This is a genomic window from Actinomadura geliboluensis (assembly GCF_043197915.1).
Classification (GTDB): domain Bacteria; phylum Actinomycetota; class Actinomycetes; order Streptosporangiales; family Streptosporangiaceae; genus Spirillospora; species Spirillospora geliboluensis.
In genome coordinates, this window is record NZ_JBICUA010000005.1 from 25,501 (window position 1) to 49,640 (window position 24,140).

At 73.5% G+C, this 24,140-nt stretch carries 14 protein-coding genes; 9 read left to right on the forward strand and 5 right to left on the reverse strand.

The window, feature by feature from the left end; all coding sequences use genetic code 11:
- Positions 1–16: 16 nt before the first annotated feature.
- Positions 17–3,835: a bifunctional glycosyltransferase/CDP-glycerol:glycerophosphate glycerophosphotransferase gene (locus ACGFI1_RS17720; RefSeq protein ID WP_392786335.1), complete on the reverse strand. Its 3,819-nt coding sequence runs from the start codon at positions 3,833–3,835 to the stop codon at positions 17–19.
- A 470-nt stretch (positions 3,836–4,305) separates the two neighbouring features.
- On the opposite strand from ACGFI1_RS17720, the gene ACGFI1_RS17725 reads away from it, so the two are divergent.
- Genes ACGFI1_RS17725 through yjfF form a run of 4 tightly spaced genes read left to right on the forward strand, consistent with a single transcriptional unit; the run spans position 4,306 to position 8,881 of the window.
- Positions 4,306–5,280 (forward strand): ABC transporter substrate-binding protein, encoded by a 975-nt coding sequence (locus ACGFI1_RS17725; RefSeq protein WP_392786337.1) that lies wholly within the window; start codon positions 4,306–4,308, stop codon positions 5,278–5,280.
- A 24-nt stretch (positions 5,281–5,304) separates the two neighbouring features.
- On the forward strand, positions 5,305–6,819 hold the full coding sequence (locus ACGFI1_RS17730) for a sugar ABC transporter ATP-binding protein (protein WP_386870211.1): 1,515 nt from the start codon (positions 5,305–5,307) through the stop codon (positions 6,817–6,819).
- The gene (locus ACGFI1_RS17735) at positions 6,816–7,868 is read left to right on the forward strand and encodes an ABC transporter permease (protein WP_392786339.1); all 1,053 of its coding nucleotides are present in this window, start codon (positions 6,816–6,818) and stop codon (positions 7,866–7,868) included. The genes ACGFI1_RS17730 and ACGFI1_RS17735 overlap by 4 nt, the downstream gene beginning before the upstream one ends.
- A complete protein-coding gene (gene yjfF, locus ACGFI1_RS17740) occupies positions 7,865–8,881 on the forward strand; it encodes a galactofuranose ABC transporter, permease protein YjfF (protein WP_392786341.1) in 1,017 nt (338 codons plus the stop codon). Before ACGFI1_RS17735 ends, yjfF begins: the two co-directional genes overlap by 4 nt.
- A gap of 61 nt (positions 8,882–8,942) precedes the next feature.
- Here the strand turns inward: yjfF and ACGFI1_RS17745 are convergent, their stop codons facing one another.
- From ACGFI1_RS17745 to ACGFI1_RS17760, 4 genes are all read right to left on the reverse strand, one after another.
- Positions 8,943–11,522 (reverse strand): hypothetical protein, encoded by a 2,580-nt coding sequence (locus ACGFI1_RS17745; protein WP_392786343.1) that lies wholly within the window; start codon positions 11,520–11,522, stop codon positions 8,943–8,945.
- Between the two features lie 100 nt (positions 11,523–11,622).
- Positions 11,623–13,233 (reverse strand): alkaline phosphatase D family protein, encoded by a 1,611-nt coding sequence (locus ACGFI1_RS17750; protein WP_392786345.1) that lies wholly within the window; start codon positions 13,231–13,233, stop codon positions 11,623–11,625.
- A gap of 200 nt (positions 13,234–13,433) precedes the next feature.
- Positions 13,434–14,345, reverse strand: a complete 912-nt coding sequence (locus ACGFI1_RS17755) for a hypothetical protein (RefSeq protein WP_392786347.1) — start codon at positions 14,343–14,345, stop codon at positions 13,434–13,436.
- A gap of 4 nt (positions 14,346–14,349) precedes the next feature.
- The gene (locus ACGFI1_RS17760) at positions 14,350–14,709 is read right to left on the reverse strand and encodes a hypothetical protein (RefSeq protein ID WP_392786349.1); all 360 of its coding nucleotides are present in this window, start codon (positions 14,707–14,709) and stop codon (positions 14,350–14,352) included.
- Positions 14,710–15,018: 309 nt separating this feature from the next.
- On the opposite strand from ACGFI1_RS17760, the gene ACGFI1_RS17765 reads away from it, so the two are divergent.
- The 5 genes from ACGFI1_RS17765 (at position 15,019) to ACGFI1_RS17785 (ending at position 24,113) form a co-directional block, all read left to right on the forward strand.
- Positions 15,019–16,668 carry a WD40 repeat domain-containing protein gene (locus ACGFI1_RS17765; protein ID WP_392786351.1) on the forward strand — a complete coding sequence of 550 codons (1,650 nt, stop codon included), beginning with the start codon at positions 15,019–15,021 and terminating at the stop codon, positions 16,666–16,668.
- Positions 16,669–16,680: 12 nt separating this feature from the next.
- On the forward strand, positions 16,681–20,064 hold the full coding sequence (locus ACGFI1_RS17770; RefSeq protein WP_392786353.1) for a CHAT domain-containing protein: 3,384 nt from the start codon (positions 16,681–16,683) through the stop codon (positions 20,062–20,064).
- A 103-nt stretch (positions 20,065–20,167) separates the two neighbouring features.
- Positions 20,168–20,773, forward strand: coding sequence for a response regulator transcription factor (locus ACGFI1_RS17775; protein ID WP_386870227.1), 606 nt, complete (start codon positions 20,168–20,170; stop codon positions 20,771–20,773).
- Positions 20,764–22,566 (forward strand): sensor histidine kinase, encoded by a 1,803-nt coding sequence (locus ACGFI1_RS17780; protein WP_392786356.1) that lies wholly within the window; start codon positions 20,764–20,766, stop codon positions 22,564–22,566. Before ACGFI1_RS17775 ends, ACGFI1_RS17780 begins: the two co-directional genes overlap by 10 nt.
- Positions 22,567–22,643: 77 nt before the next feature.
- Entirely contained in the window at positions 22,644–24,113 is a 1,470-nt protein-coding gene (locus ACGFI1_RS17785; RefSeq protein ID WP_392786358.1) for a multicopper oxidase family protein, read from the forward strand.
- Positions 24,114–24,140: the final 27 nt, after the last annotated feature.

Genomic DNA, 24,140 nt, shown 5'->3' on the forward strand with positions numbered 1-24,140 from the left:
CATTCGGGACCGCTCGTCAACCGGTCTCGAGGATGCGGTCGGCGACGCGGCTGGCGGCCTTGCCGTCGTCCAGCTCGCAGAAGCGCCGGACGAACCGGTCGTAGGGTTCGGCGTAGTCGCGTTCGACCTGGTCGAGCGAGCGCAGCGCCTCGATCACCTCGTCGGACGAGCCGAGCAGCGGGCCGGGCGCCTCGTCCTCGAAGTCGAAGTAGAAGCCGCGCAGCTCGTCCCGGTAGTGCTCCAGGTCGTAGGTGAAGAACAGGATGGGCCTGCCCGTGTTCGCGTAGTCGAACATCAGCGACGAGTAGTCGGTCATGAGGACGTCCGCGGCCAGGAACAGCTCCGCGATGTCGGGGTAGGCGGACACGTCGCGGACGAAGCCGTCCCCCACCTCCGGGACGGTGTCGACCACGTTCGGGTGCCGCCGGACCAGCAGCACGTGGTCGTCGCCGAGTTCGGCCGCCGCGCGCTCCAGGTCGAGCCGCATGTCGAGCCGGTACTTGCCGGGGCCGTAGTAGCTGTCGTCCCGCCAGGTCGGGGCGTACAGGACGGCGCGCTTGTCCGCGGGCAGGCCGAGCCGCTCGCGCACCCGCTCCGCGAGGAGGCTGCGGTCGGGCGAGGCGAGGATGTCGTTGCGCGGGTACCCGGTCTCGATGAGCTCGCCCTCGTAGCGGAACGCCCGGCGCAGGATCGGCGTGCTGAACGCGTTGGGGGAGACGAGGTAGCTCCAGTTCGGCGCCTCCTTGGCCACCTTCTCCAGGTAGCGGGCGTTGGCGAAGTGGACGTCCTCGATGTCGAACCCGATGCGCTTCAGCGGCGTGCCGTGCCAGGTCTGGACGACGACCTGGCCGGGCCGGCGGACGAACCACTCGGGCAGGTGCGCGTTGGAGATGACGTAGCGGCTCCGGGCCATGGCCTCGTACCATTCGGCGCCCCACAGCCGCACGGGCCGCGCCGTCTCGGGCAGCTCCACCTGCGCGTCGCGCACCACCCACAGGTGCTCGACGTCGGCGCCGCGCCGCACCAGCTCCTCGTGGATCGCGCGGGGGCTGTCGGAGTACTGCTTGCCGGAGTAGCTGTCGTACAGCACCGCCGGGCGCAGCGACCGCAGGCGGCGCGGCGCGCGGTAGTGCCGGGCGCGGGTGCGCGCCTGCCGGTACGCGCCGCGCTCGCCGGGCCGCAGGTCGGAGTGGACCTCCAGGACGGGCACGTCGTAGCCCTGCTCCCGCAGGACGTAGCGGCGGCCGTCGATCGTCCTCTCGACCGGCATCCGGTCCAGCGCCGCGTGGGCCAGCGGCACGGCGAGGTTCCGCCCGGCCGCGGACGACGCGGTCGCCGGGCGGCGGACGCGCAGGTCCCACCGGCCCGACGCGAGCGGCAGGACGCCGCCGAGCGAGACGAGCCGGCTCACCGGCAGCTCGGCGCGGAACCGGCCGTCCGTCCGGGTCAGCGGGAACGCGCGCTCCTCGTTGCGGTCGCGGCTGCGCAGCACCAGCTCCGCCGGGTCGGGGGTGGTGGGCGGGCAGTCGCCGGTGAGGACCAGCGTCCCGTCCTGCTCCCAGGCCGCGCCGGTGAGGACTGGGCGGGGGATGCGGGCCTCCAGCCCGGCGTAGCCGTGCCGGGAGCGCAGGACCGCGAACTCCGTGTCGGCGTAGGTGTAGAGGCCCTCGTCGATGTCGGTGTCGAGGACGATCCGGATCATCTCGTCCGGCGCCGCGGAGGCGTCGTCGGAGGCGGACGCGGGGACGTCCTCGGAGGAGGCGGCGTCGTCGCCGCCCGCCGCGTCGTCGTCGGAGGCGAAGTCGTCCGGCGCGCCGGGGGTGTCGGCCGTCTCGGCGGCGCCCGCCGCCGGGCGGCCGGTCGGCAGCGCGGGGTCGCTGGCCACGGTGGCGGCTCCGGCCGCCGTCTCGTCCTCGGGGGTCGGCGCGGCGGCGTCCGCGCCGTCTGAGGGGTTGGCCGCGGTGTCGTTCGGCAGGCTCAGTTCGAGCCGCCACTGGACCCCGGTGTCGGCCGCGGTGCCCGGCGGGGTGCCCGGAACGTCCGGCCCCTCGTCCTGGGCGGGCATGTCGTCGATGAGGGCGCTCAGCGGGATCCGCGCCCGGAAGCCGCCGGCGCCGTCGGCGTCCGGTTCCACCGGGTAGCGGTCCAGCAGCGTCCCGGCGTTGCGCTGCACGGCGAGCGCGGCGCCGTCGGGCACGCCGCCGAGGACCGTTCCCGTGACCTCCAGGGCGTCGCCGCTCACCCGGTGGCCGGTGAGGCGCGCCCGCACGGTCTCCACCCGGAGCCGCAGTGTGCCGCCCCGCGTGAACACGGGGACGACGCGCACGTCAGGCGCGACGTAGTGCCAGCCAGGGTGCGCGGCGCTGCCCGAGGACGCCGCCGCCAGCGCCCCGCGCCGCAGCACCCCGCGGTCGTACACGCCGGCCGCGATCAGCCAGGTCCCGTCGATGTACCGGCCGTCCCGGCGCAGCCGCTTCGGGTCGATGGTCGCGGAGAACCCGGACCAGGCGTGGCTGCGCTCCGGATCGCGCGCACTCTCGTCGGCGTCGCGGCAGCGCCGCGTCCACGCCGGGACCACCCGGGTGGTGCCGCTCTCCGGCTCCCGGAGACCGATGACCTTGAGGGACGACCAGGGGAAACGCGTCCCGACATTGGCGATGAAAGCGTGCCCGGTGATGTGCAGCTTTCCGTCCCGCCAGGTCACTTCGTGCAATCGCGTGCGGGCGGCGAGTTCCTCGCCGAGCCGGAACACCCGGCGCGGGATTTTCAGCCGCCGGTCGCCCCAGTACGGGTACCGCGCGTAATGGCGCCACAACCTCCGCGTCACCGGAATCCGCAGTTTCCGGCGCTCGTACTCCAGCACCTGGAGCAGCTCCGGCACTAATCCGCGGCCGACGAGATGCCACTTCAACCGCATCATCGCGGGGAGGTCGTTCAGCGCGGTGCGGTCGGCCTGTTCGAGGAAACCGCGGGCCAGTTCCACGAACCGGGCGCGGAACTCCTCGTCCGCCTCGGCCAGCACGTTCAGGAAGATGCGCAGGTCGCTGCGCAGCGCCACCTCGTCGTACTCGCGCTTGCAGGCGCGCACCTCCGGCTCCGTCCGCGCGCCGAGGAACCGGCTGACGGTCTCCACCGCCGCGAACCGGTCGGTGACCGCGCCGATCTCCGTGCGCCGCTGGGTGATCGACAGGTCGCCGCCCGCGCGCTGCCGCCAGTAGTAGACGGGCTCGCTGAGCACGTCCACGGACGTGGCGAGGAAGTGCGCCGGCAGCGTCACCGGGATGTCCTCGTACAGGACGCCCTCGGGAAAGCGCAGGTCGTGCTCGTCCCAGAACGCGCGGCGGAAGACCTTGTTGGGCACCAGCCGGTCGTACATCAGCAGGTGGTCGCGGGTGACGTGGGTGCGCAGCCGCGTCGACGCCATCGGGCGGCGGTGCATCGGCGACTGCCGCAGCCCCTCCTCGGTGAGCAGCTGGACGTTGCCCGAGGCGATGTCCGACCCGGTCCGCTCCAGGGTGCTCACCAGCAGTTCGAGCGCGTACCCGGGCAGGACGTCGTCGCTGTCGACGAACGCCAGGAAACGGCCGCGCACGCTGGCCGCCCCCACATTGCGCGCATTGCCGAGCCCGCCGTTCGCCTGCCGGATCAGCCGGAACCGGGGGTCCTCGTTCACGAAGTTCTGCGCGATCTTCGCGCTGGTGTCGGTCGACCCGTCATCGACCAGTACGACGTCCAATTCGCGGAGCGACTGCCGCGCGATGGAGGTCAGGCATTCCTCCAGATACGGCTCCACGTTGTATATGGGCACTACCACGCCGACTCGCGGCTCAGTCATGGATTTCACCAACTCGTCTCCCGTTCCCCCCGACCATTTCCCCTCCCCGTTCTGGAGACGCTTATGCGGGCCGAAACGATCACACGCGATCGAGATTGATTTTTTCGGCCGGTGCCGGACCGGGGCCGCCGCCCGTGCGCGGGCGGCGCCGCGGGCCGCTGCCGCGGCGGGCGATTCGTCCCGTCACATCCCTTCACGGTAACTCCGCGGGCGGCCGGGCGGGCGGCGCTCGGAGGCGGACTGTTAGCGGTACCAGCGCCCGGCGTCAAGGGCCGCGATCGGATCCCGAAAGACCCCTGGGGGATTGACATGGTGGAGAGTTAGCGCAAACATTCGTGACACGCGCCACACTGAGCCCCGCCTCGGCGGGGTCCCGTCCTCGGCTCCGAATGTTACCGCTAACATTCGCGGGCCCGCGGACGCCGCCCCAGACGCCCTTCGCCGACCCCCCGAGGAAGAAGGAAGATCCCATGCTCAAGCGGCTCATCGTCGCCGTCGCGGGCGCCTCGCTCGCGCTGACGGCCCTCAGCGCCTGCGGCTCCGGCGGCGACGGCTCCGGTCCCGGCTCCGGCAAGCTCGTCCTCGGCTTCTCCCAGGTCGGCGCGGAGTCCGGCTGGCGGACGGCCAACACCAAGTCGATCCAGGAGGCCGCGAAGGCCGCGGGCGTCGACCTGAAGTTCTCCGACGCCCAGCAGAAGCAGGAGAACCAGATCGCCGCGATCCGGTCCTTCATCAAGCAGAAGGTGGACGTCATCGCCTTCTCCCCGGTGGTCGTCACCGGCTGGGACGCCGTCCTCAAGGAGGCCAAGGCGGCGGACATCCCGGTCGTCCTCACCGACCGGGCCGTCGACTCCGACGCGTCCCTCTACGTCACCTTCCTCGGCTCCGACTTCGTCGCGGAGGGCAAGAAGGCCGGCGACTGGCTGGTGTCGGAGTACAAGGACGCCAAGGAGCCGGTCAACATCGTCCAGCTGGAGGGCACCGTCGGCGCCGCGCCCGCGATCGACCGCAAGAAGGGCTTCGAGCAGGCCATCGCGGCCGCCCCGAACCTCAAGGTGATCGCCTCGCAGTCCGGCGACTTCACCCGCGCCAAGGGCAAGGAGGTCATGCAGGCCCTGCTCAAGGCGCACAAGGACATCGACGTGCTGTTCGCCCACAACGACGACATGGGCCTCGGCGCGATGCAGGCGATCCAGGAGGCCGGGCTCACCCCCGGCAAGGACATCAAGATCGTCACGGTCGACGCGGTCAAGGACGGGATGCAGGCCCTCGCCGACGGCAAGTTCAACTTCATCGTCGAGTGCAACCCGCTGCTCGGCGGCCAGCTGATGGACACGGCGAAGAAGGTCAAGGCCGGCGAGAAGGTCGAGAAGCGCATCGTCACCGTCGAGACGGTCTTCGACCAGGCCAAGGCCAAGGAGGCGCTGCCCACCCGCAAGTACTGACCCCCAGGCTAGGAGGAGGCGGCCATGACCGTTCCCGTCCTGGAGATGGACGGCATCTCCAAGGGGTTCCCCGGCGTCCAGGCCCTCGACGACGTGGCGTTCCGGCTGTTCCCCGGCGAGGTGCACGCGCTGATGGGGGAGAACGGCGCCGGCAAGTCCACCCTCATCAAGGTGCTGACCGGCGTCTACGGGGCCGACGCCGGGACCGTCGCGATCGACGGGCGCGGCACCCTCGTCCAGGGGCCGCTGCACGCCCAGCGGCTCGGCATCAGCACCGTCTACCAGGAGGTCAACCTCTGCCCGAACCTGTCGGTCGCCGAGAACGTCTTCATCGGCCGCCAGCCGCGCCGCCGGTCCGGCCGCATCGACTGGGCGGCGATCAACCGCCGTGCCGCCGAGCTGCTGGCCCGGCTCGACCTCGACCTGGACGTCACCGCGCAGCTCGGGTCGTACTCGCTCGCCGTGCAGCAGCTCGTCGCGATCGTCCGGGCGGTGGACCTCCAGGCGAAGGTGCTGGTCCTGGACGAGCCGACGTCCAGCCTCGACCGCGGTGAGGTCCGCCGGCTGTTCGACGTCATGCGCCGGCTCAAGGACGACGGCGTCGCGATCCTGTTCGTCTCCCACTTCCTGGAGCAGATCTACGAGGTCTGCGACCGGGTGACGGTGCTGCGCAACGGCCGCCTCGTCGGCGAGTACCCGATCGGCGAGCTGAGCCGGTTCGAGCTGGTCGCGAAGATGACCGGGCAGGAGCTCGCGTCGCTGGAGGAACTCGACGAGACCTCCCTCGACGCCCCCGAGGGGGAGCGGCTGCTCGCACTCGAAGGCGTCGGCCGGACCGGCGCGATCGCCCCCGCCGACCTCGACCTGCGCGCGGGCGAGGTCGTCGGGTTCGCGGGCCTGCTCGGCTCCGGCCGCTCCGAGCTCGCCCGGCTGATCTTCGGCGCGGACCACGCCGACAGCGGCCGGATCCGGACGGCCGACGGTCCGGTCGCGATCCGGACGCCGCGCGCCGCCATCGACCGGGGCGTCGCGTACTGCCCCGAGGACCGCAAGGGCGACGGCCTGGTCATGGACCTGAGCGTCGCGGAGAACATCGTCCTCGCGCTGCAGGCCGCGCGCGGCTGGCTCCGCCCGCTGAGCCGGCGCCGCCGCGACGAGCTGGTGGACGAGTACGTCAAGGCGCTGCGCATCCACCCGCCCGACCCGGACACCCCGGTGAAGAACCTGTCCGGCGGCAACCAGCAGAAGGTGCTGCTCGCGCGCTGGCTCATCACCCGGCCGAAACTGCTCATCCTGGACGAGCCGACGCGCGGCATCGACATCGGCGCCAAGATCGAGATCCAGCGCCTCGTGGTGTCGCTCGCCCGCGACGGCATGGGCGTCGTGTTCATCTCCGCCGAACTGGAGGAGGTGCTGCGCATCTCGCACAAGGTCGAGGTGCTGCGCGACCGCAGGCTCGTCGCCGAACTCCGCAACGACGGGTCGCTGACCCCCGAACGCATCCTGCAGACCATCGCGAACGGAGACGCGGAGGTATGAAGCCGGCGCACTCCCTCTCCCGACTCGCCGCCCTCACCCGGAGCACGCTGTTCTGGCCGGTGACCGTGCTGGTCGTCCTGCTGCTCGGGAACGTCGTCTTCACGCACGGCTTCCTGGCGATCCACGTGCGGCAGGGCCACCTGTACGGGAGCCTCATCGACATCCTGCTGTTCGGCGCGCCGCTGATCCTCGTCTCGCTCGGGATGACGGTCGTCATCGCGACGGGCGGCGTCGACCTGTCCGTCGGGGCGACCGTCGCCATCTCCGGCGCGCTGGCCTGCTACCTGATCAGCGAGGGCCACGGCCTCGTCGTCTCGATCGGCGCCGCCGTCATCGTGTCGCTGCTGCTGGGGATGTGGAACGGGCTGCTGGTCACCCGCCTCGGCATCCAGCCGATCATCGCGACGCTGATCCTCATGGTGGCGGGACGCGGCGTCGCGCAGCTCATCACCGGCGGCCAGATCATCACGATCAACGACCAGGACTACAAGATGATCGGCGGCGGCTACTGGCTCGGCCTGCCGTTCGCGATCATCCTGGTGGCGATCGCGCTCGCGGCGACCGTCCTGCTGACCCGGCGCACCGCGCTCGGCATGCTGCTGGAATCGGTCGGCGGCAACGCCGAGGCGTCCCGGCTGGTCGGCATCCGCGCCGCCGGGCTGATCGTCCTGGCGTACGCGTTCTGCGGGCTGTGCGCCGGGATCGCCGGGCTGATGATCAGCTCCAACACGCTGTCGGCGGACGGCAACCACGCCGGGCTGTGGATCGAGCTGGACGCGATCCTCGCCGTCGTCCTCGGCGGCACCGCCCTCACCGGCGGCCGGTTCTCGCTCGCCGGGACGGTCGTGGGCGCCCTCATCATCCAGACCCTCGACACCACGATCTACACCGCGGGCATCCCGCCGCGCACCACGCTGGTCTTCGAGGCGGTCGTCGTCACGATCGTGTGCCTCCTCCAGTCGCCCGCCTTCCGCGCCAAGTTCGCCCGCCGCCGAAGGCCCGCGCGCCCGGAGCCGGCCAAGCCCAACAAGCAGGAGGTCACGGCATGAGCGCCGTCCCATCTGGTGTGGCCGTTCGCGGGCGGGCCCTCATGCCGCGTCGCAGGCATGTTCCCGTCCTGGTGACGCTCGGGCTGTTCGTGGCCGCGTTCGCGGCGGGGGCGATCCGCTACCCGAACTTCGGCACCACCCAGGTCTTCCTCGACCTGTTCATCGACAACGGGTTCCTCATCGTCGTCGCGGTCGGCATGACGTTCGTGATCCTCACCGGCGGCATCGACCTGTCGGTGGGCTCCGTGGTGGCGCTGTCGGGGATGCTGTGCGCGATCGGCACGATGAAGCTGCACCTGCCCGCGCCGGCCGTCATCCCGCTGGTGCTCGCCTTCGGGACGCTGTTCGGCGCGGCCATGGGCTACATGATCCACGTGTTCCAGGTGCAGCCGTTCATCGCGACGCTCGCCGGGATGTTCCTGGCGCGCGGCCTGTGCCTGACGCTGAGCGAGAACCAGATCTCCATCGACGACGCGTTCTTCGACACCCTCGCCCTCAACTCCCTGCACCTGCCGGGCGGCGACCACCTCTCCTACGGCGCGGTCACCGCCCTGCTCGTGGCCGCCGTCGGCGCCGTCGTCCTGCAGTGGACGCGCACCGGCCGCAACGTCTACGCCGTCGGCGGCAACGAGCAGTCGGCGATGCTGATGGGCCTGCCCGTCGGCCGCACGAAGATCCAGGTGTACGCGATCAGCGGCTTCTGCTCCGCGCTCGGCGGCGTGCTGTTCGCGCTCTACACCCTGTCCGGCGACCCGACCCACGCGATCGGCATGGAGCTGGACGCGATCGCCGCCGTCGTCATCGGCGGGACGGTCCTCACCGGCGGCTCCGGCTACCTCGTGGGCAGCGTCCTCGGCGTCCTCGTCCTCGGCGTCATCAAGACCATCCTCAGCTTCGAGGGCACGCTCAGCTCCTGGTGGACGCGCATCGCCATCGGCGTCCTGCTGTTCGGCTTCATCGCCCTCCAACGCCTCATCGGAGCCCGCCGCCGCACCCGCCCCGCCGTCCCCTGACCGACTCTCCAGGCGGATGCCAGTCGTGCACATCCCGCCGGAAGGCGGTGAGGAGCAGACGTCAGGGTTGCGGGGAGGCGCCCGCGTCGGGGGCGGTGAGCGCGGCCAGGACGGTGTGCCAGCGGCGGCTGACCTCGTCGCCGTCGTCGTCGGCGAAACGCGGCGGGTCGAAGACCGGGGGATGGCCCGCGAACACGCAGATCCGGTCGATGAGCTGCTGGTTCGGCGTCCAGGGCGTGTTACTCGCGATCCAGCGCCCGCGGATGTCGGCGACGGCCTCGCGGTCCCCGCGGCGCAGGGCCTGCACGAGGTCGGCGGTGTATTCGCGCCATCCCTCCGTGCTGCCCGAGGACTCGATGACGGCGGCGCGTTCGGCGAGGGTATCCGCGACCCGCGGATGGGACGCCGACAGGCACACCAGGCGGGCCGCCAGAGCGGTCCGGTGGGTCAGCGGCCTTCCGTACTCGTCGGAGGTGTCGGCCAGCTCGTCGCACTCCGCGATGGACGCCCGGCCGGCCAGCGCCTTCCTCCAGAGGACCATCGCGTCGTTGTCGATCGCGATCCGGTGCTTGCCCTTGGAACGCAGGTAGCCGGCCCGGGCAGCGGTTCCCACGATGGCCTCCGTGAGTTCGGCCCTGTCGAAGCAGAGGTCCGCCTGGAGACGCACATCGGCGGCGGCGCCGATGACCGGATAGGTCTCCAGCTGGCGCTTGAGATCGTGGTAGCGGCCGAGGCCGTGCAGACCTCTGGCCGTCTGGTAGCGCAGGAGCTGCGAGTCGGGCTCTTCGGCCAGCAGCTCCTGCAGGATCGCGAGCGCGGCGGAGTGCTCGTAGACCGAGCGCAGCGAGTAGGCGAGCCACCGGCGCGCCACCCGTCCGAGGTCGTCCGGCAGCGGATGGGCGACGAAGTCGGTCAGGTAGGCGACGCGCTGCTCGAGGGTGCGGCCGCGCCAGGCGTTGAGGAAGGTCGCCAGTAGCCCGATCCAAGTGCCGCCGTCCGGTTCGGGCAGCCGGTCGGCGGTCTGCTCGAACGCGGGCAGGTCGTTGACGGACGTGAGCAGCCACGGCAGCGCGAGGTCGTGGTCGGCGCAGAGCCGGCCCGCGATCTCGACGATGTCCAGACGCTGCTCGATGCTGTGGAGCGCCTCGTCGTGCCGGATCCGGAGCACCCCGGCCAGCGCGACGGCACGGCTCCGCCGGTCCTCCGGGGCCCACGCGCCGGGGACCGCGGGGCTCTCCGCGGCGATGGCGGACCGGACCGCGTCGTGGAGGCGGTAGGGGAGGAGCGGGTGCCCGTCGTAGCCGACGAGCGACCGCTCGCAGAAGCGCAGGGCGTCGCCGAGCAACCCGCCGGTGGTCTGCGCGAGCAGCTCCGGGTCGAACCGGGCCACCAGGCTCGCGGTGCGCGCGATCTCGCGTTCCTCCGGCGGGAGGTCGGCGAAGACCCGGGTGACGAGCTGGGGGAGCGGCTTGCCGAACGCGTCGGGGTCGAGTTCGCCCTCGTCCATCGCGCGTGCCATGGCCAGCGAGAGGTCGAGGTAGAGCGGCAGCCCGTGCGCCGCCCGGAGGATCCGTGCCCGCACCTCGGGGCTCAGCGCCGGGGTGCCGGGCGCCTCCGACGCCGCGTCGAGGAAGCGCTGGACGTCCTCGTCGGACAGGTCGCCGACGAGGTGCTGCCGCGGCTCGTCGACCGCCCCCAGCCGCATCCCGGGCCACACGGCCGGGCCGGCGCTCGGCAGCAGCGCGGCCAGGTCGGCGGAGTCCCAGTCGAGCGCCCGGCGGGACGTCACCACCCAGAGGAAACCGGGTGTGAGATGCACGATCCGGTTGAAGAGCCGTTCCTGCCCCCGGTCGCCGCCCTGGATGTACTCGGCGGCGTCGGCGAACACCGCCAGCAGCGGCTTCCGCTCGCCGGGCAGCCGTTCGAAATCCCAGGACAGCAGCCCGGCGAGCGACGCCGCGACATAGGCGGAGGGATCCAGCCGCGCCTCGTCGACGATCGCCGCCAGCGGCGCGCACTCGCGCAGCGCCCTGGTGCGGAACCGCCTCGACCGCACCGCGTCCACGATGATCCGGCCGGACCGGACGGTCAGCGGCCCGAGCCCGAAGTTCGCGCCGACCTCGGTCAGGACCTCGTTGAGCGTGTCGTTGATCTGCCCCTGCACGTCGAACCCCGACGGGCTGCGCAGGTCGGGCAGCGCGACCCCCGGATGGGCCAGCGCCCACCAGGCGGCGAACCCCACGTCGAACGCGGGGAAACGCCGGCCGGAGTCGGCGAGCGCGGCCCGCAGCCGCAGGACGATCTCGGCGGCCTGGACGGCGGCGCTGCCGTGGAAGTCGAGCCGCACGGTACGCAGCGGCGGGCCCAGCCGCGGCGCCGCGCCCCATTCGTCGTCCTCCGGAAGTTCGCCCAGCGCCCACCGCTCCAGCCGGCGCGATAACTCCGTCTTGCCGATGCCGCCGACGCCGTAGAACGTCAGGACGTGGTGGCGTGCCCTGTTCGCGAGACTGGCCGTGCCGTCGGAAACGCGTTCGAGATGGCGCGCCAGCGACCGCGCGAACGTCGTATTCTCGTCGGTGCGGTTCGTAAAAAGATCGACGGCCGCGTACTGCGGATCGAAGACCCGATCGAAGTCGCCCAAGGCACCCCACCCCCGCCGTATTCCCCCGATGGTAGCGGCGTCCCTTTTACACAAGGCCCCGGTTTCCGAAGGATTCGGTGGGTTCGGCGGCTGGATGTGGTCAGGCCGGCTGGACTCCGGGCTTGCGGTCTTCGATGACGAAGGACGCCCGGGTGGAGACGGGGGCGCCCGGCCTGGTGACGTAGGGCAGGACGCGGAAGTCGCTGCGCCAGGCGTCGCGGTCGACGTTCACCCTGATGTAGCCGCGCTGGGCGTTGAAGAAGCGCATGTGCGGGTTCGCGGCGAGGAACCTGCGGCCGAGGTCGTCCATGTCGGCGCCGTCGCCGCCGGAGGTGACGGACGTCGTGACGAACTCGGTCGCGACGGTCGGCGAACCGGGCTTTTCGAAGTCGCGCTTGAGGTCGACGGCGTAGTTCTGGTGCCGGTCGCCGCTGAGCACGACCAGGTTCCGGACGCCGTGCTCGTGCGCGGCGGCGAGCACCTTGTTGCGGTCGGCGACGTAGCCGTCCCACGGGTCGACCCACACGTCCTTGCCGGGGCCCGCGTCCCAGTCGGTCTCGCCCATCGGGACCTGGTTGCCGAGGATCTGCCAGCGGGCCCGCGACCGGGCGAGGCCGTCCAGCAGCCAGCGGCGCTGCTCGTCCCCGAGGATGGTGCGGGCGGCGTCGAAGCGCTCGTCGCAGGACGAGGTGCGGCCCGTCCCGTTGCCGTAGGAGCACGCCTGGATGTCGCGGTGGCCGCGCGTGTCGATCATGGTGAGGTCGGCGAGCCGGCCGTAGGAGAGGCGGCGGTGCAGCCTGATGTCCGGGCCCGCCGGCATCTGGGCGCGGCGCAGCGGCAGGTTCTCGTAGAACGCCTGGAAGGCGGCGGCCTTGCGGGCGGCGAACTCGGCCGGGTCGGGGTTGGGGTTGCGGCCCATGAGGACGGTGTCGTCGGCCCAGTCGTTCACCACCTCGTGGTCGTCCAGGGTGTGGATCCACGGGCACTGCGCGTGCGCCCGCTGCAGCGGCTCCTCGGCCTTGTAGAGCGAGTACTGGAGGCGGTACCGGGCCAGGTCGAAGGTCTCCGTGCCGAACTGGGGCGGGACGGTCACCCCGCGCCGGTTGTTGTTCGTGAGCTCGTACTCGTAGATGTAGTCGCCGAGGTGGACGATCAGGTCGAAGTCCTCGTCGGCCATGTGGTCGAAGGCCGTGAAGTAGCCGTCCTGCCACGCCTGGCAGGACGCGACGCCGAAGGAGAGCTCGCGCGGGAGCGACCTGGCGGCGGGCATGGTGCGGGTGCGGCCGACCGGTGAGATCTCCCCGGCGGCGCGGAAGCGGTAGAAGTACTCGCGGCCGGGGGCGAGCCCGGAGATCTCCGGGTGCACCGAGTGGCCGAGTTCGGGCGTCGCCACGGCCTCGCCGCGCCGGACGATCCGGCGGAACCCCTCGTCGTGCGCCACCTCGTACTCGACCTTGATGCGGCGGTCGGGCATCCCGGCCCTGCCGTCGGCGGCGAACGGGTCGGGCGCCAGCCGGGTCCAGAGCACGAAGCCGTCCGGGGACGGGTCGCCCGATGCGATGCCGAGTGTGAAGAGACCAGATTTACGCAACGTGTAGGCGTGCGCGGCGGACGCGCCGAGCGCGCCGGTGCCGAGCAGGACGGTGGCCGCGCCGGCCCCGCTCCAGCCGAGGAACTTGCGCCGTGAGAACGGGTTGACGTGCGCAGACATGGGGACCTCCTGTGCTCGGGGGCAGAGCGAGGCGGCCCTCCGCCGCGGCGGCGGACGGGCGGTGCCGGCTGACCGACGTTGATCATAGGTCGGCACCGCGGAAAATATAACGTCTTGTTTTGCGAACATCGCAGTGATAGACGTGATGAACGTGCGAACAGATCAGCTGTTATCGCACCCGTCGTCCTCGGCTCGGCGGGTCAGCGTCCCTTACGGGTCTGGCGGGTGATGGCCCGGCCCTCGTCCTGCGAGAGGGGGCCCGTGCTCTCGGGCGGCGACGTCCCGAGGGACGTGGCGAGGGTGCGTCCGTGCAGGTCGAGCGCCGCTTCGGTGAGGTCGGTGAGTTCGGCCAGCGCGGAGCGGGCGCGCATCCACCCGGTGAGGGCGACGGCGAGCGCGACGACCGCGGCCGGCCACCACCACACGGTCAGCACCGCGTACGGGATCGCCCAGGCGAACGTGACGACGGTCGCGGCGAACTGGCCGTGCGCGGCGGAGATGTCGGCGCGGACCGGGTCGGGCAGGACGAGCCACAGCCGCGGCCAGGCGAACGCCAGATCGAGGGAGTAGCGGTTCAGCGCGACCTGCTCGACGGCGGCGACCCGGTCGCCCATCCAAGTGGGACGTGCGGGAGGGGCAAGGGCGATCCGGTTGGCGCGGTCGGCGGCGGCGTCGATGGCGGCCTGCTCCGCGGGTGTCCGCTCGGCGGCGGGGTGCGCGCCCTGCAGGGCGTGGCGCGTTTCGACGTGCGCGTTCCAGCGTTCCGACCGTGCCCGGGTGAGCCGGTCGCGCAGCCCGTGTAGGCCGCGCGGCCACTGGCCGAGCCACAGCCCGCGGACGGGCGCGGTGAGCGCCTGGACGACGAGGCCGATCCCGCACGCGGCCAGCAGCAGCCAGACGGCCGTGAGGATCTGCGCCGAGACGGTGAGCTTGCCCTGCTCCGTCCCGAGGGCGGTGACCTGGGCGCGGAGCATGGTCAGGTCGAGGGCGTGCGCCCAGCCGAGCCGGGACCCGGCCCAGGCGACCCCGACGAACAGCAGTCCGGGCACGGCGAGCAGCCCCACCCAGCGTTCGGCGAGCTTCTTGGCCAGCTCGGTGAAGAAGGCGTTCACATCGTCACCGCGGGGCCATCGGGAGGCCGGTGACGCGGCAGCGCGGGAACGGCCCGGCGGGCACCCCGTCGGCGATCCGGTCGCAGGCCCCGTCGGGGCAGCCGAAGGTCTCCTCGTCGGCCCGGCCGGGCCCGGCGCCGGGGAGACCGGCGGCGGGTCCGCGCCCCGGGCCGCCCGGGTCGCCGCCGACGAGTTCGGCGAGCAGCGCCCGGACGGGGTGGCGGGCGCGGGCCGCGGCCTCGACGCGGGACAGGAGCAGCCGCTCGGGCCCGTCCGCGCACTGCTCCCGCAGCGCCGGAAGGTCGTCGCAGAGCGCGCCGAGCGCCCGCCGTTCGGCGGATTCGTCGTTGTTCCGTTGTTCCACGGGCGAGAACGCTATCCGCGCCGGGTCGGACGGTGGCCGTTTCCCGGCATCTTTCCCGGCATCGCGTACAAGGGAGGTGCCCGTGGTTAGGATCGCCGCGTGCCCGGCGCCAGGTTCTGGAACTTCGCATTGGACGATGGTCATTCCCCGGTGATGCAGTGGGTTCTGTGCGACCACGATCCGATTGAGGGGCCCGTCCATATCCAGGTCGGTGAACTCGGTTCGGGCGGCTGGTATGTGCGTCACCAGGGCTTCGGCGTCCGCGCGTTTCCGGATAAGGGCGCGGCATGGCAGGCGGTCCAGGCGCAAATGCGGCGGCATAAGGGGCGCTGGGAGCCGACTCCGGTCGACGCCGAGCCGTTCCGCCGGGTATGCGGCGCCGACGGGTCCCGTGTCCTTTACGACACCGGCGGCTCCTGCCTGTACGAATGCTGGGGCGAACTGAAGGACGACCTCTGGGACGAACTCCACTCCGCGGTCGATGCCGGGACGACGCTGCGCCGGACGGAGACGCACGCGCTTCTCGGAGGCTCGATCGAGGTGGCGCGGTACGACGATCCCAAGGACGGCGAGCGCCGGTTCGCCGTCATCGAGAACATGGATCCTGGCGGCGAGTACCGGGTCGCCGACTATCCGGACGAGGACACCGCCGTCCGGAGGTACGTGGAGATCGTCCGGGCCAATGAGGACCCCGAACTCCCGTACCGCGACACCGACCTCGACGGCGTCGGCTTCGAGGCGCCGATCGAGGGCCGTCCCGAGATGCCCGAGGGCCTCAGCGCCCTCCCGGACGGGTCGGTGATCGCCAGTGTCGACGCCGACGAGTGGCGGTACGTCTACGGCCGGCCCCGGTCCGAGTGGGCGCTGACACCGGACGGGCCGCCCGCGCCGGACGGGCTGACGCCGCCCGGCCCGGTCCGCGCCGCCACGGGGAGGCCGCGTGCCTGGGCGCCTGCGCGGGTGGACGTCCGCGACATCACGCCGCCCGCCTGGCGGGACACCGCCGGCGGCGGGCCGAGCCCGAACGCGCTGGCCCTCGCCGCCCTGCCCGACGGCCGGACCGTGCTCGCGTCCGCGCACGACGACGCGGCCCGCCTGTGGAACCTCCGCGACGGTGCGGCGGCGCGCACGTTCGCCGGCCACACCGAGTGGGTGCTGGACGTCGCGCTGGCCGTGACCGGCGACGGGACGACCGTCCTGGCGACGGCCGGGAAGGACCAACTCGTCCGGGTCTGGTCGGCGCTGGACGGCACCGCCCTCCAGGAGATCGACGACCACGAGGGCGCGGTCAACGCGGTGGCGTGGGCGTGCCCGCCGGGCCAGGTCCCCTCGCTGGTCTCCGGGAGCGACGACGGGACGGTCCGGGTCTGGTCGGTCGAGTACGTCCGCGAGCGGGCCTGCTTCACCGTGGGCCCGCCCGGCGTCGAGATCGTCTGGTCGGTCGCGGCGGCGGTGCTGGCGGACGGGCACACCTGCGTGGCCGCCGCGTCGGACGACTCGGAGCGCTCGACCGTCCACGTCTGGGACGTCGACACGGGCGCGAAGACGCACGAGTTCGCGCTGGAGTCACGGGCGATGGCGGCCATGCCGAAGGTGGCGCTCGCCACGCTGGACGACGGCTCCTTCCGGGTCGCGGCCGCGTCCGGATCGGCGGTGCACGTCTGGGACGGCTTCACCGGCGAACTCCAGCGAACCTTCTCCCTCGACGCGGCCGGTTCCGCCGACGTCGCCCTCGGCGTCCTGCCGGACCTGCGGGTCGTGGCCGCCGCGACGAGCGGGCCGCTGACGCTGGCGTGGGAGGTCGAGTCGGGCGCGGAGCTGGTCCGGCTCGACCACGGCGCGAGCGGCCTGTACCAGCCGATCGAGCTGGTGGCGCGTCCCGGCGAAGGGCTGGTGCTGGCGGCGGCCCGCGAACGCGACAGCCCGGCGCGCGCCCTGCTGCTGAACCTGCACTGGTAGCGGGCCTCCCCGATGCCGTTGGACGGCCTGTCCGCCAAGCTCGCGGACCTCCTGGCGGAGTACGAGGCGACCGGCGACCGGACGCTGCCGCTGGGGGCGGAGGCCGGCGAGTACGCCGAGGGGCTGTGGCGGAACGTCCGGGCCGTCGACACCGCGACGGCGTCGCCGGTGCTGATCGACGCGTACGCGCGGGCGAGCGTGCTGCTGGCGCGGCTGCACTACGAGCGGCACAGCCTTCGCGGGGGAGCGCCGGGGGACGTCGATCTGGCGCGAGCCGTGGTTGCGCTCGCGCCCGTCGCCGCCGACCGCCGCCGGGTCCCGCTGCCGATGCGGCCGCTGCTCGGCCGGGCGTCCGACGACGAGACCCAGGCGGCCGCGGCGCACACCATGCTGCGCTCTCCCGCGCGGGATCCGGCGCTGCTCGACGCCGCGATCGCCCTCATGACCCCGGCAGCGGCCCGCAGGCCCGCCGACGTCTCGCGGCAAGCGGCGCTCTGCACGGCTCTCCGCCTCCGCCATGAGCGGGACGGCTCACCGGACGACCTGGACCAGGCCGTCACCGCCGGAGAGAAGGCCGTGGCGGGCCACCCCGAAACAGCGGCGGCGTGGGAGGCCCTCGCGGCCGCCTACCGATGCCGGTACAAGCTGCGCGGAGACCCCGAAGACCTCCGGCGCGGCATCCGCCTGCTCGAACGCGTCGCGCACGACGGCGGCGGGCCGCACGTCCTCGCCGATCTCGGCACCGCCCACCGGCTCCTGTTCGAGCACAGCGACGACCCCGGGCACCTCAACACCGCCGTGCGCCTCTGCGAGAGCGCCCTCACCGCCGCCGGGGAGGACGCCCGTCCGGCATGGCGCTCCGAACTGAGTGCGGTACTGCTGCGCAGGCACGAGCGGACCGGATCGCGCGCCGACCTGGACCGGGCCGCCGACCTGGCCGAACAGGTCGCCGCGTCCGCGCCCGAGGACGACCCCGACCGGGGCGTCCACCTGGCGGAGGCTGCCACCGCCGTGCTCCGCAGGCAGCGCCGCACCGGCGACCCGGACGAACTCGACCGGGCGGTCGTCCTCGCCGGGGACGCCCTCGACACGCTCCCCGAGGACGACCGGCGCCGCCCCGTCGTCCTGCGCAGCCTCGCCGACGCGCTGCACCGGCGCTCGATCGCGACCGGTTCGCTCGACGACCTGGACCGCGCCGCCACGGTCGCGGGCTGGGCGCTGGCCGCCGTCCCGTCCGGGCATCCGGCGCGCGGCCCGGCCGCCGCGCACCTCGCCGCCGTCCACCTGACCCGGTACACGCGGACCGGCGTGCTCACCGACCTCGCGCGGGCGGTCGAGGCGGGGGAGGAGAGCCTGGCATCGCCCGGGAGCCTTCCGGCGCGGTGGTCGATGCTCGGTGAGGCGTACCGGCTCCGGTCCGGCACCGTCGCCTCGGACGCCGACCTCCACCGCGCGATCGAACTCGGCCGGCGGGCGGTCGGCGCCACGGCCGCCGACGATGCCGCGCTGGCCGGCCGGCTCGCCCGCCTCGCCGCCGCGTACTGGACGCGCCACCACGCCACCGGCGACTCCGCCGACCTCGACCGGGCGATCATCCTCGGCGGCCGGGCCGTCGCCCGGACGCCCGCCGACGACGCCGACCTCCCGCGCCGGTGGGCCGACCTGGCGGCGGCGCGGCTGGCCCGGCACCGCGCCGGCGGTTCCCCCGGCGACCTCACCGCCGCCGTCGACCTCGCCGAACGCGCCTGGACCGGCCTGCCCCGAGACCACCCCGACCGGCTGCGGGCGGCGGCCGGGCTGTGCCGCGCCTACCAGGCCGGAGTGGAGCGCGGCGGCGACGCCCCGCCCCCGGACCGGATCCACGACCTCGCCGGGCTGGACGACGAGCAGCCGACCGCGTCCCCCGCCGACCGGGTCGCGGCCCGGCACGCGGCGGGCCTGCTCGCCCGGGCCGCCGGCGCCGGCCGCCAGGCGGCGGAGCTGCTGGACGCCGCCGCCGCGCTGCTGCCGTCCGTCGCGCCGCGCGAGGCCGGATGGGCGGACCAGCAGCACCGGATCGGCGCGCACGCGGGCCTGGTCGCCGCGGGCGTCGCCGCCCACTGCGACTGCGGCGACCCGGCGGGCGCCGTCGAGTTCGCCGAGCTGGGCCGGGGCGTGCTGCTGGCCGCGCAGGCCGGCACCCGGGCCGGGGCGGCCGACCTCCGCGACCGCGACGCCCGGCTCGCCGACCGGTTCCAGTGGGTGTGCGAGCGGCTCGCCACGCCCGGCTTCGGCGCCGACGAGCGCCGCCGCTGGTGGCACGACCACGACACGCTGCTGCGCCGCATCCGCGCCCTGCCCGGGCTGGAGGGCTTCCTGGCGGCGCCGCGCCTGGACGATCTGCGCGCCGCCGCGGCCGGAGGCACCGTCGTCCTGGTCAACGCGGGCAGGGACGGCGGTGACGCCGTCCTCGTCACGGCCGACCGTCCGCCCGTCCGCGTGCCGCTGCCGGAACTCCGGGACGCCGCCGTGGCCGACCAGGTCACCGCCCTGCTCGCGGCGCTGTCCGGCGGAGGGACGCTCAGCCGTGTGATGGTGCGGAGGCGGACCGTCCGCGACGTCCTGGCCTGGCTGTGGCGGACGGCCGTCGGACCCGTCGCGGACGCCCTCGGACCGCCCCGGCCGGGACCGCACCGCGTCTGGTGGCTGCCGACCGGCGCGCTGGGCCTGCTGCCGCTGCACGCCGCCGAGGAACCGGGCCGGCCCGGTGCCCTCGACGTCATGGTCTCCTCCTTCGTCCCCTCCCTGCGGGCGCTGAGGGACGCACGGAACCGCCCGCCCGCCACCCGCCGGGAACCGCTGACGGTCGTGCTGGAGCAGACCCCCGGCCAGGCCGACCTGCCCGGAGCGGCGGCGGAGGCGTCCCTCCTCGGCGGTTCGACGCTGACGGGCCCGCGCGCCACCGCCGCGAACGTCCTCACCGCCCTCGGCGACGCCACCTGGGCGCACTTCGCCTGCCACGCGGTCGCGAACCCCGTCTCGCCCGCGGCCGGTGGCCTGCTGCTGCACGACCGGACGCTGACGCTCCCCGAGATCGGCGGCCTGCGGCCGGCCGAGGCGGAGCTGGCGTACCTGTCGGCCTGCTCGACCGCCGACCACGGCGTCCGGTACGCCGACGAGGTGCTGCACCTGGCGTCGGCCTTCCAGTTCGCCGGGTTCCGGCACGTCGTGGCCAGCCTCTGGCCCGTCGACGACACCGCCGCCGCCGAGGCCGCCACCGCCTTCTACGCGGCGCTGCCGGAGACCCCGGCCGCCGACGCCGCCGCCCCCGTCCTCCGCGAGGTCGTCCTCGCCATGCGCGCCCGCCAGCGCGCCGACCCCACCCTGTGGGCACCCCTCGTCCACAGCGGTCCCTGACCTCTTCGGACTCCCCGGGCGGTCTTTCTCACGAGCGGAAGTGAAGATCTCACGAGATGGTACAAATGGGGCGCAGGTGAGGGCCTGGGAGTAGGGGCGTTGGATGATCCGGGTGCTGCTCGCCGAGGACATGCACATGATCCGGGGCGCGCTCGTCGCGCTGCTCGACCTGGAGCCCGACATCGCGGTGGTCGCGCAGGCGGCGACCGGTCCCGAGATCGTGCCGCTGGCGCTGGAGCACGCACCGGACGTCGCGGTGATCGACGTCGAGCTGCCCGGCGTGGACGGGCTCACCGCCACCGCCGAGCTGCGCCGGCGGCTGCCGGGGTGCCGGGTGCTGATCGTGACGGGCTTCGGCCGTCCGGACCGCGTCCGCCGGGCCTTCGCCGCGCAGGCGTCCGGGTTCATGGTCAAGGACGCGCCGCCGGACCGGCTCGCGGACGCGGTCCGGAGGGTCGCGGCCGGTGAGCGGGTGGTCGATCCCGAGCTGGCCGTGGCGGCGCTGGAGGCCGCCGAGAGCCCGCTCAAGCCGCGCGAGCTGGAGGTGCTCCGGCGGTTCGCCGAGGGCGAGGACGTCGCGGAGATCGCCGCGGCGCTGTTCCTGTCCGCCGGGACCGTGCGCAACTACCTCACCGCGATCGTCGCCAGGCTGAACGCCCGCAACCGGCTGCACGCCGTCCGGATCGCGCAGGACGCCGGTTGGCTCTGACCGCGACCCGCCAGGTCGTCGTCTTCATCTGCGTGATGTGCGCGACGCGGGTGCTGTTCCAGATGGGCGCGGCCGGGGCGGGACCCGCGATCGTGTGCGGCGTGGTGGCCGCGGCGGCGCTGCAGGTGCCGATCTCCCTGCCGGGCAGGCGGCGCCTTTCCGCGGTGCTGCTCCCGGTGCAGGCCGTGCTCAACTACCTGCCCCTGCTCGTCGAGGCCGAGGGGTGGCGGGCGGGCGGCTCGGGCTTCGTCGCCGCGTCCACCCTGATCGTCGTGCGCGGCCCGTCGGCCTGGGTGCTGCTCGGCCTGATCGCCGGGGCAGAGGGAGCGCTGGCGTACGCCCTGGGGCACCCGCCCGCGCTCGTCTTCTACGCGGTCATCGCGCCCGTCAACATCGGCCTGATGCTGTACGGCCTCAGCAGGCTCGCCGATCTGCTGGACGAGGTGCGCCGCGAGCGCGCCGCGCTGGCCGCCCGGGCCGGGGAGGTCGAACGGCTGCGGCTGTGGCGGCACGTGCGGCTGACCGTCGCCGGCAGCGTCACCCACGTCGGCGAACTGGCGCAGAGGGCACGGCGTGAGGAAGCGGAGGCCATGCGGAGCACCGTGGCGGCGGCCGTCGCCATCGCCCGCACGGCGCTGGAGCGGGTGCGCTCGCTGCCGGAACCGGAGGACGCGATCCCGGTCCCGGCCGGGGAGCGCGACGAGCGGATCGTCCGGTCCGCGGCGCCGATCCTCGCCGCCGCGCATGTGCTGTTCATCGGGCAGGCCCTGGTCAACTTCGCGGCCCGCGACGGGTCCGCCGACGTCGGCTACCTGGTGCTGATGCCCGTGACCTTCGCCCTTCAGTTCTGGCACCTGGCCGTCCTGGGCACGGGCAGGCGGCCCAGGTGGCTGCCGTGGACGCTGGCGGCCCAGGCGGCGACGATCTACGCGCCGCTGGCGGCCGGGGAGACGTCCGGTCTCACGGTGTCGGGGTTCTTCGCCGGCGTCGTCCTGCTCGGCGCGGGCGCGCGGGCGGCGTGGCCGCTGTGCGTGGCGGTCTGCGCCGTCGTCGCGGTGGACGGCTGGTTCGCCGAAGGGATGCTCCTGGCCTGCTACCAGTTCTCCGTCGCCCTGGCGACCGCCGTGGCGGTCTACGGCCTGACCCGGCTGGTCGGCCTCATCACCGAACTGAGGCAGACCCGGGCCGAACTGGTGGAGACGGCGGCGCTGCGCGAACGGCTGCGGGTCGGACGGGACGTGCACGACCTGCTCGGCCGCGGGCTCACCGCGATCGTCCTGCAAGGCGAGCTCACCCTGCGGCTGCTGGCCGCCGACCCGGCGCGCGCGGCGGACCGGCGGGAGCAGATGGCGGAGGCGGCCCGGGCCGCGCTCGCCGACATCACCGCCCTCGGTGACCCGGACGCGCGGCCGTCGCTGGACGCCGAGGTCGACTCCGCCAGGGCCGTCCTGGAGTCCGCCGGGACGTCGGTGCGGGTCGAGGCCGTGCCGGTGCCCGGACGGGCCGGGCCCGTCCTCGCGCTGGTCCTGCGGGAGGCGGTGACCAACGTGCTCAGGCACGGCACGCCCGACGGCTGCGAGGTCGAGATCGCCGTCGCGGACGGCCGCGTGCGGCTGCGCGTCGCCAACGGCGGGGCCGTCCCCGCGTCCGGCGGGCCCGGAACGGGGCTGTGGAGCCTGCGGGCCCGCCTGGCGGACATCGGCGGCGAGCTCACCGCCGCCCGGACCGGCGACCGCTTCGAGATCGTCGCGCGCGCACCCGTCGACGGTGAGGATCTCACGCGCGAGAGGTGACGGCGGCGTCTGTGCCGGACGGTCCCCGGCCCCGCACAGTGGGTCCGCCAACCGACACCAAGGACCGACTGGGGACCATGAACCGCCGACAGTTCCTCGCCGCCGTCTCGCTCTCCGGCCTCGCCGCGGCCTGCGGGTCCGGCGGCTCGCGCGCGCCCGCCAATCCGGCCGCGTTCCGTACCCCGCTGCACGTCCCGCCGCTGCTCGAAGCCCGGAAGGGCAAGGACGGGACGCGGAGGTTCGCGCTGACGATGCAGCGGGGCCGGAGCGAGATCCTGCCCGGCCGGCCGGTCGAGACATGGGGGTTCAACGGCCCGCACCTCGGGCCGACGATCCGGGCGGCGCGCGGCGACCGGGTCGAGATGGCGGTCGTGAACCGGCTGGGGGAGCCCAGCACCGTGCACTGGCACGGCATGCGGCTGCCCGCGACGATGGACGGCGGGCCGCACCAGACGATCGAGCCGGGCGCGACATGGCGGCCGCACTGGACGGTCGACCAGCCCGCCGCCACGTCCTGGTACCACCCGCACCCGCACGGGAAGACCGCGACGCACGTCTACCGGGGGCTCGCCGGCCTGTTCATCATCGACGACCGGGTGGAGGCGGAGCTTCCCGCGAAGTACGGCGTCGACGACGTCCCGCTCGTCCTGCAGGACAAGGAGCTCGACGAGAACGGCGCCCCGACGGGCGACCCGCTGAAGGGCACGTTCGGGATCCTGGGCGACCACATCCTCGTCAACGGCGTGCACGCGCCGTTCCTGGACGTCCGCACCGAGCGCGTGCGGTTCCGGGTGCTGAACGGCTCCAATGCCCGCCGGTACCACCTCGCCTTCGCCGACGGCCGCGCGTTCCACGTGGTCGGCAACGACGCGGGGCTGCTGCCCGCGCCGGTCGAGACCGGGCGGGTCTCGCTGTCGCCCGGCGAGCGCGCGGAGATCGTCGTCGCGTTCGCGCCCGGCGAGCAGGTCATGCTGCGGACGCTGGGGGGATCCGACGACATCGACGAGGACGACTTCGACGTCCTGAAGATCGTCGCGGCGGGACGCCTCGCGCCCTCACCGCCGCCACCGGCGCGGCTGGCCGACGTCCCCGCCATCGCGGTGCCGCCGGGCGCCCGTGTCCGCCGCTTCCGGCTCAACGGGCACGACGCCATCAACGGCAAGGAGATGGACATGGCGCGGATCGACGAGGTCGTCCCCGCCGGCGCCGTCGAGATCTGGGAGGTCGAGAACAACGTCTACGCCCACAACTTCCACATCCACGAGGTGGCGTTCCAGGTGCTGGACGTAGCAGGGAAGAAACCGCCCGCGTACATGGGAGGACGCAAGGACACCGTCTACGTGCCGCCTAAGAGCACGGTTAGGCTGGCCGTACAGTTCGGCCGGTTCACCGATCCGGCCATGCCGTACATGTACCACTGCCACATCCTCCGGCACGAGGACTCCGGCATGATGGGCCAGTTCGTGATCGTGGAACCCGGCACCGAGGACCAGGTGCCGCGCAGGCTCTCCCTCCCCGCCGCGCCCCACGGCGGCCATGCGCGCTGAACCCGGCCGCCCGGCCGCGTCCCGGCG

Coding starts and splice junctions, on each gene's coding strand:
- ACGFI1_RS17720 (WP_392786335.1), bottom strand. CDS start 3,835: ATGACTGAGCCGCGAGTCGGCGTGGTAGTGCCCATATACAACGTGGAG.
- ACGFI1_RS17725 (WP_392786337.1), top strand. CDS start 4,306: ATGCTCAAGCGGCTCATCGTCGCCGTCGCGGGCGCCTCGCTCGCGCTG.
- ACGFI1_RS17730 (WP_386870211.1), top strand. CDS start 5,305: ATGACCGTTCCCGTCCTGGAGATGGACGGCATCTCCAAGGGGTTCCCC.
- ACGFI1_RS17735 (WP_392786339.1), top strand. CDS start 6,816: ATGAAGCCGGCGCACTCCCTCTCCCGACTCGCCGCCCTCACCCGGAGC.
- yjfF (WP_392786341.1), top strand. CDS start 7,865: ATGAGCGCCGTCCCATCTGGTGTGGCCGTTCGCGGGCGGGCCCTCATG.
- ACGFI1_RS17750 (WP_392786345.1), bottom strand. CDS start 13,233: ATGTCTGCGCACGTCAACCCGTTCTCACGGCGCAAGTTCCTCGGCTGG.
- ACGFI1_RS17765 (WP_392786351.1), top strand. CDS start 15,019: ATGCGGCGGCATAAGGGGCGCTGGGAGCCGACTCCGGTCGACGCCGAG.
- ACGFI1_RS17770 (WP_392786353.1), top strand. CDS start 16,681: ATGCCGTTGGACGGCCTGTCCGCCAAGCTCGCGGACCTCCTGGCGGAG.
- ACGFI1_RS17775 (WP_386870227.1), top strand. CDS start 20,168: ATGATCCGGGTGCTGCTCGCCGAGGACATGCACATGATCCGGGGCGCG.
- ACGFI1_RS17785 (WP_392786358.1), top strand. CDS start 22,644: ATGAACCGCCGACAGTTCCTCGCCGCCGTCTCGCTCTCCGGCCTCGCC.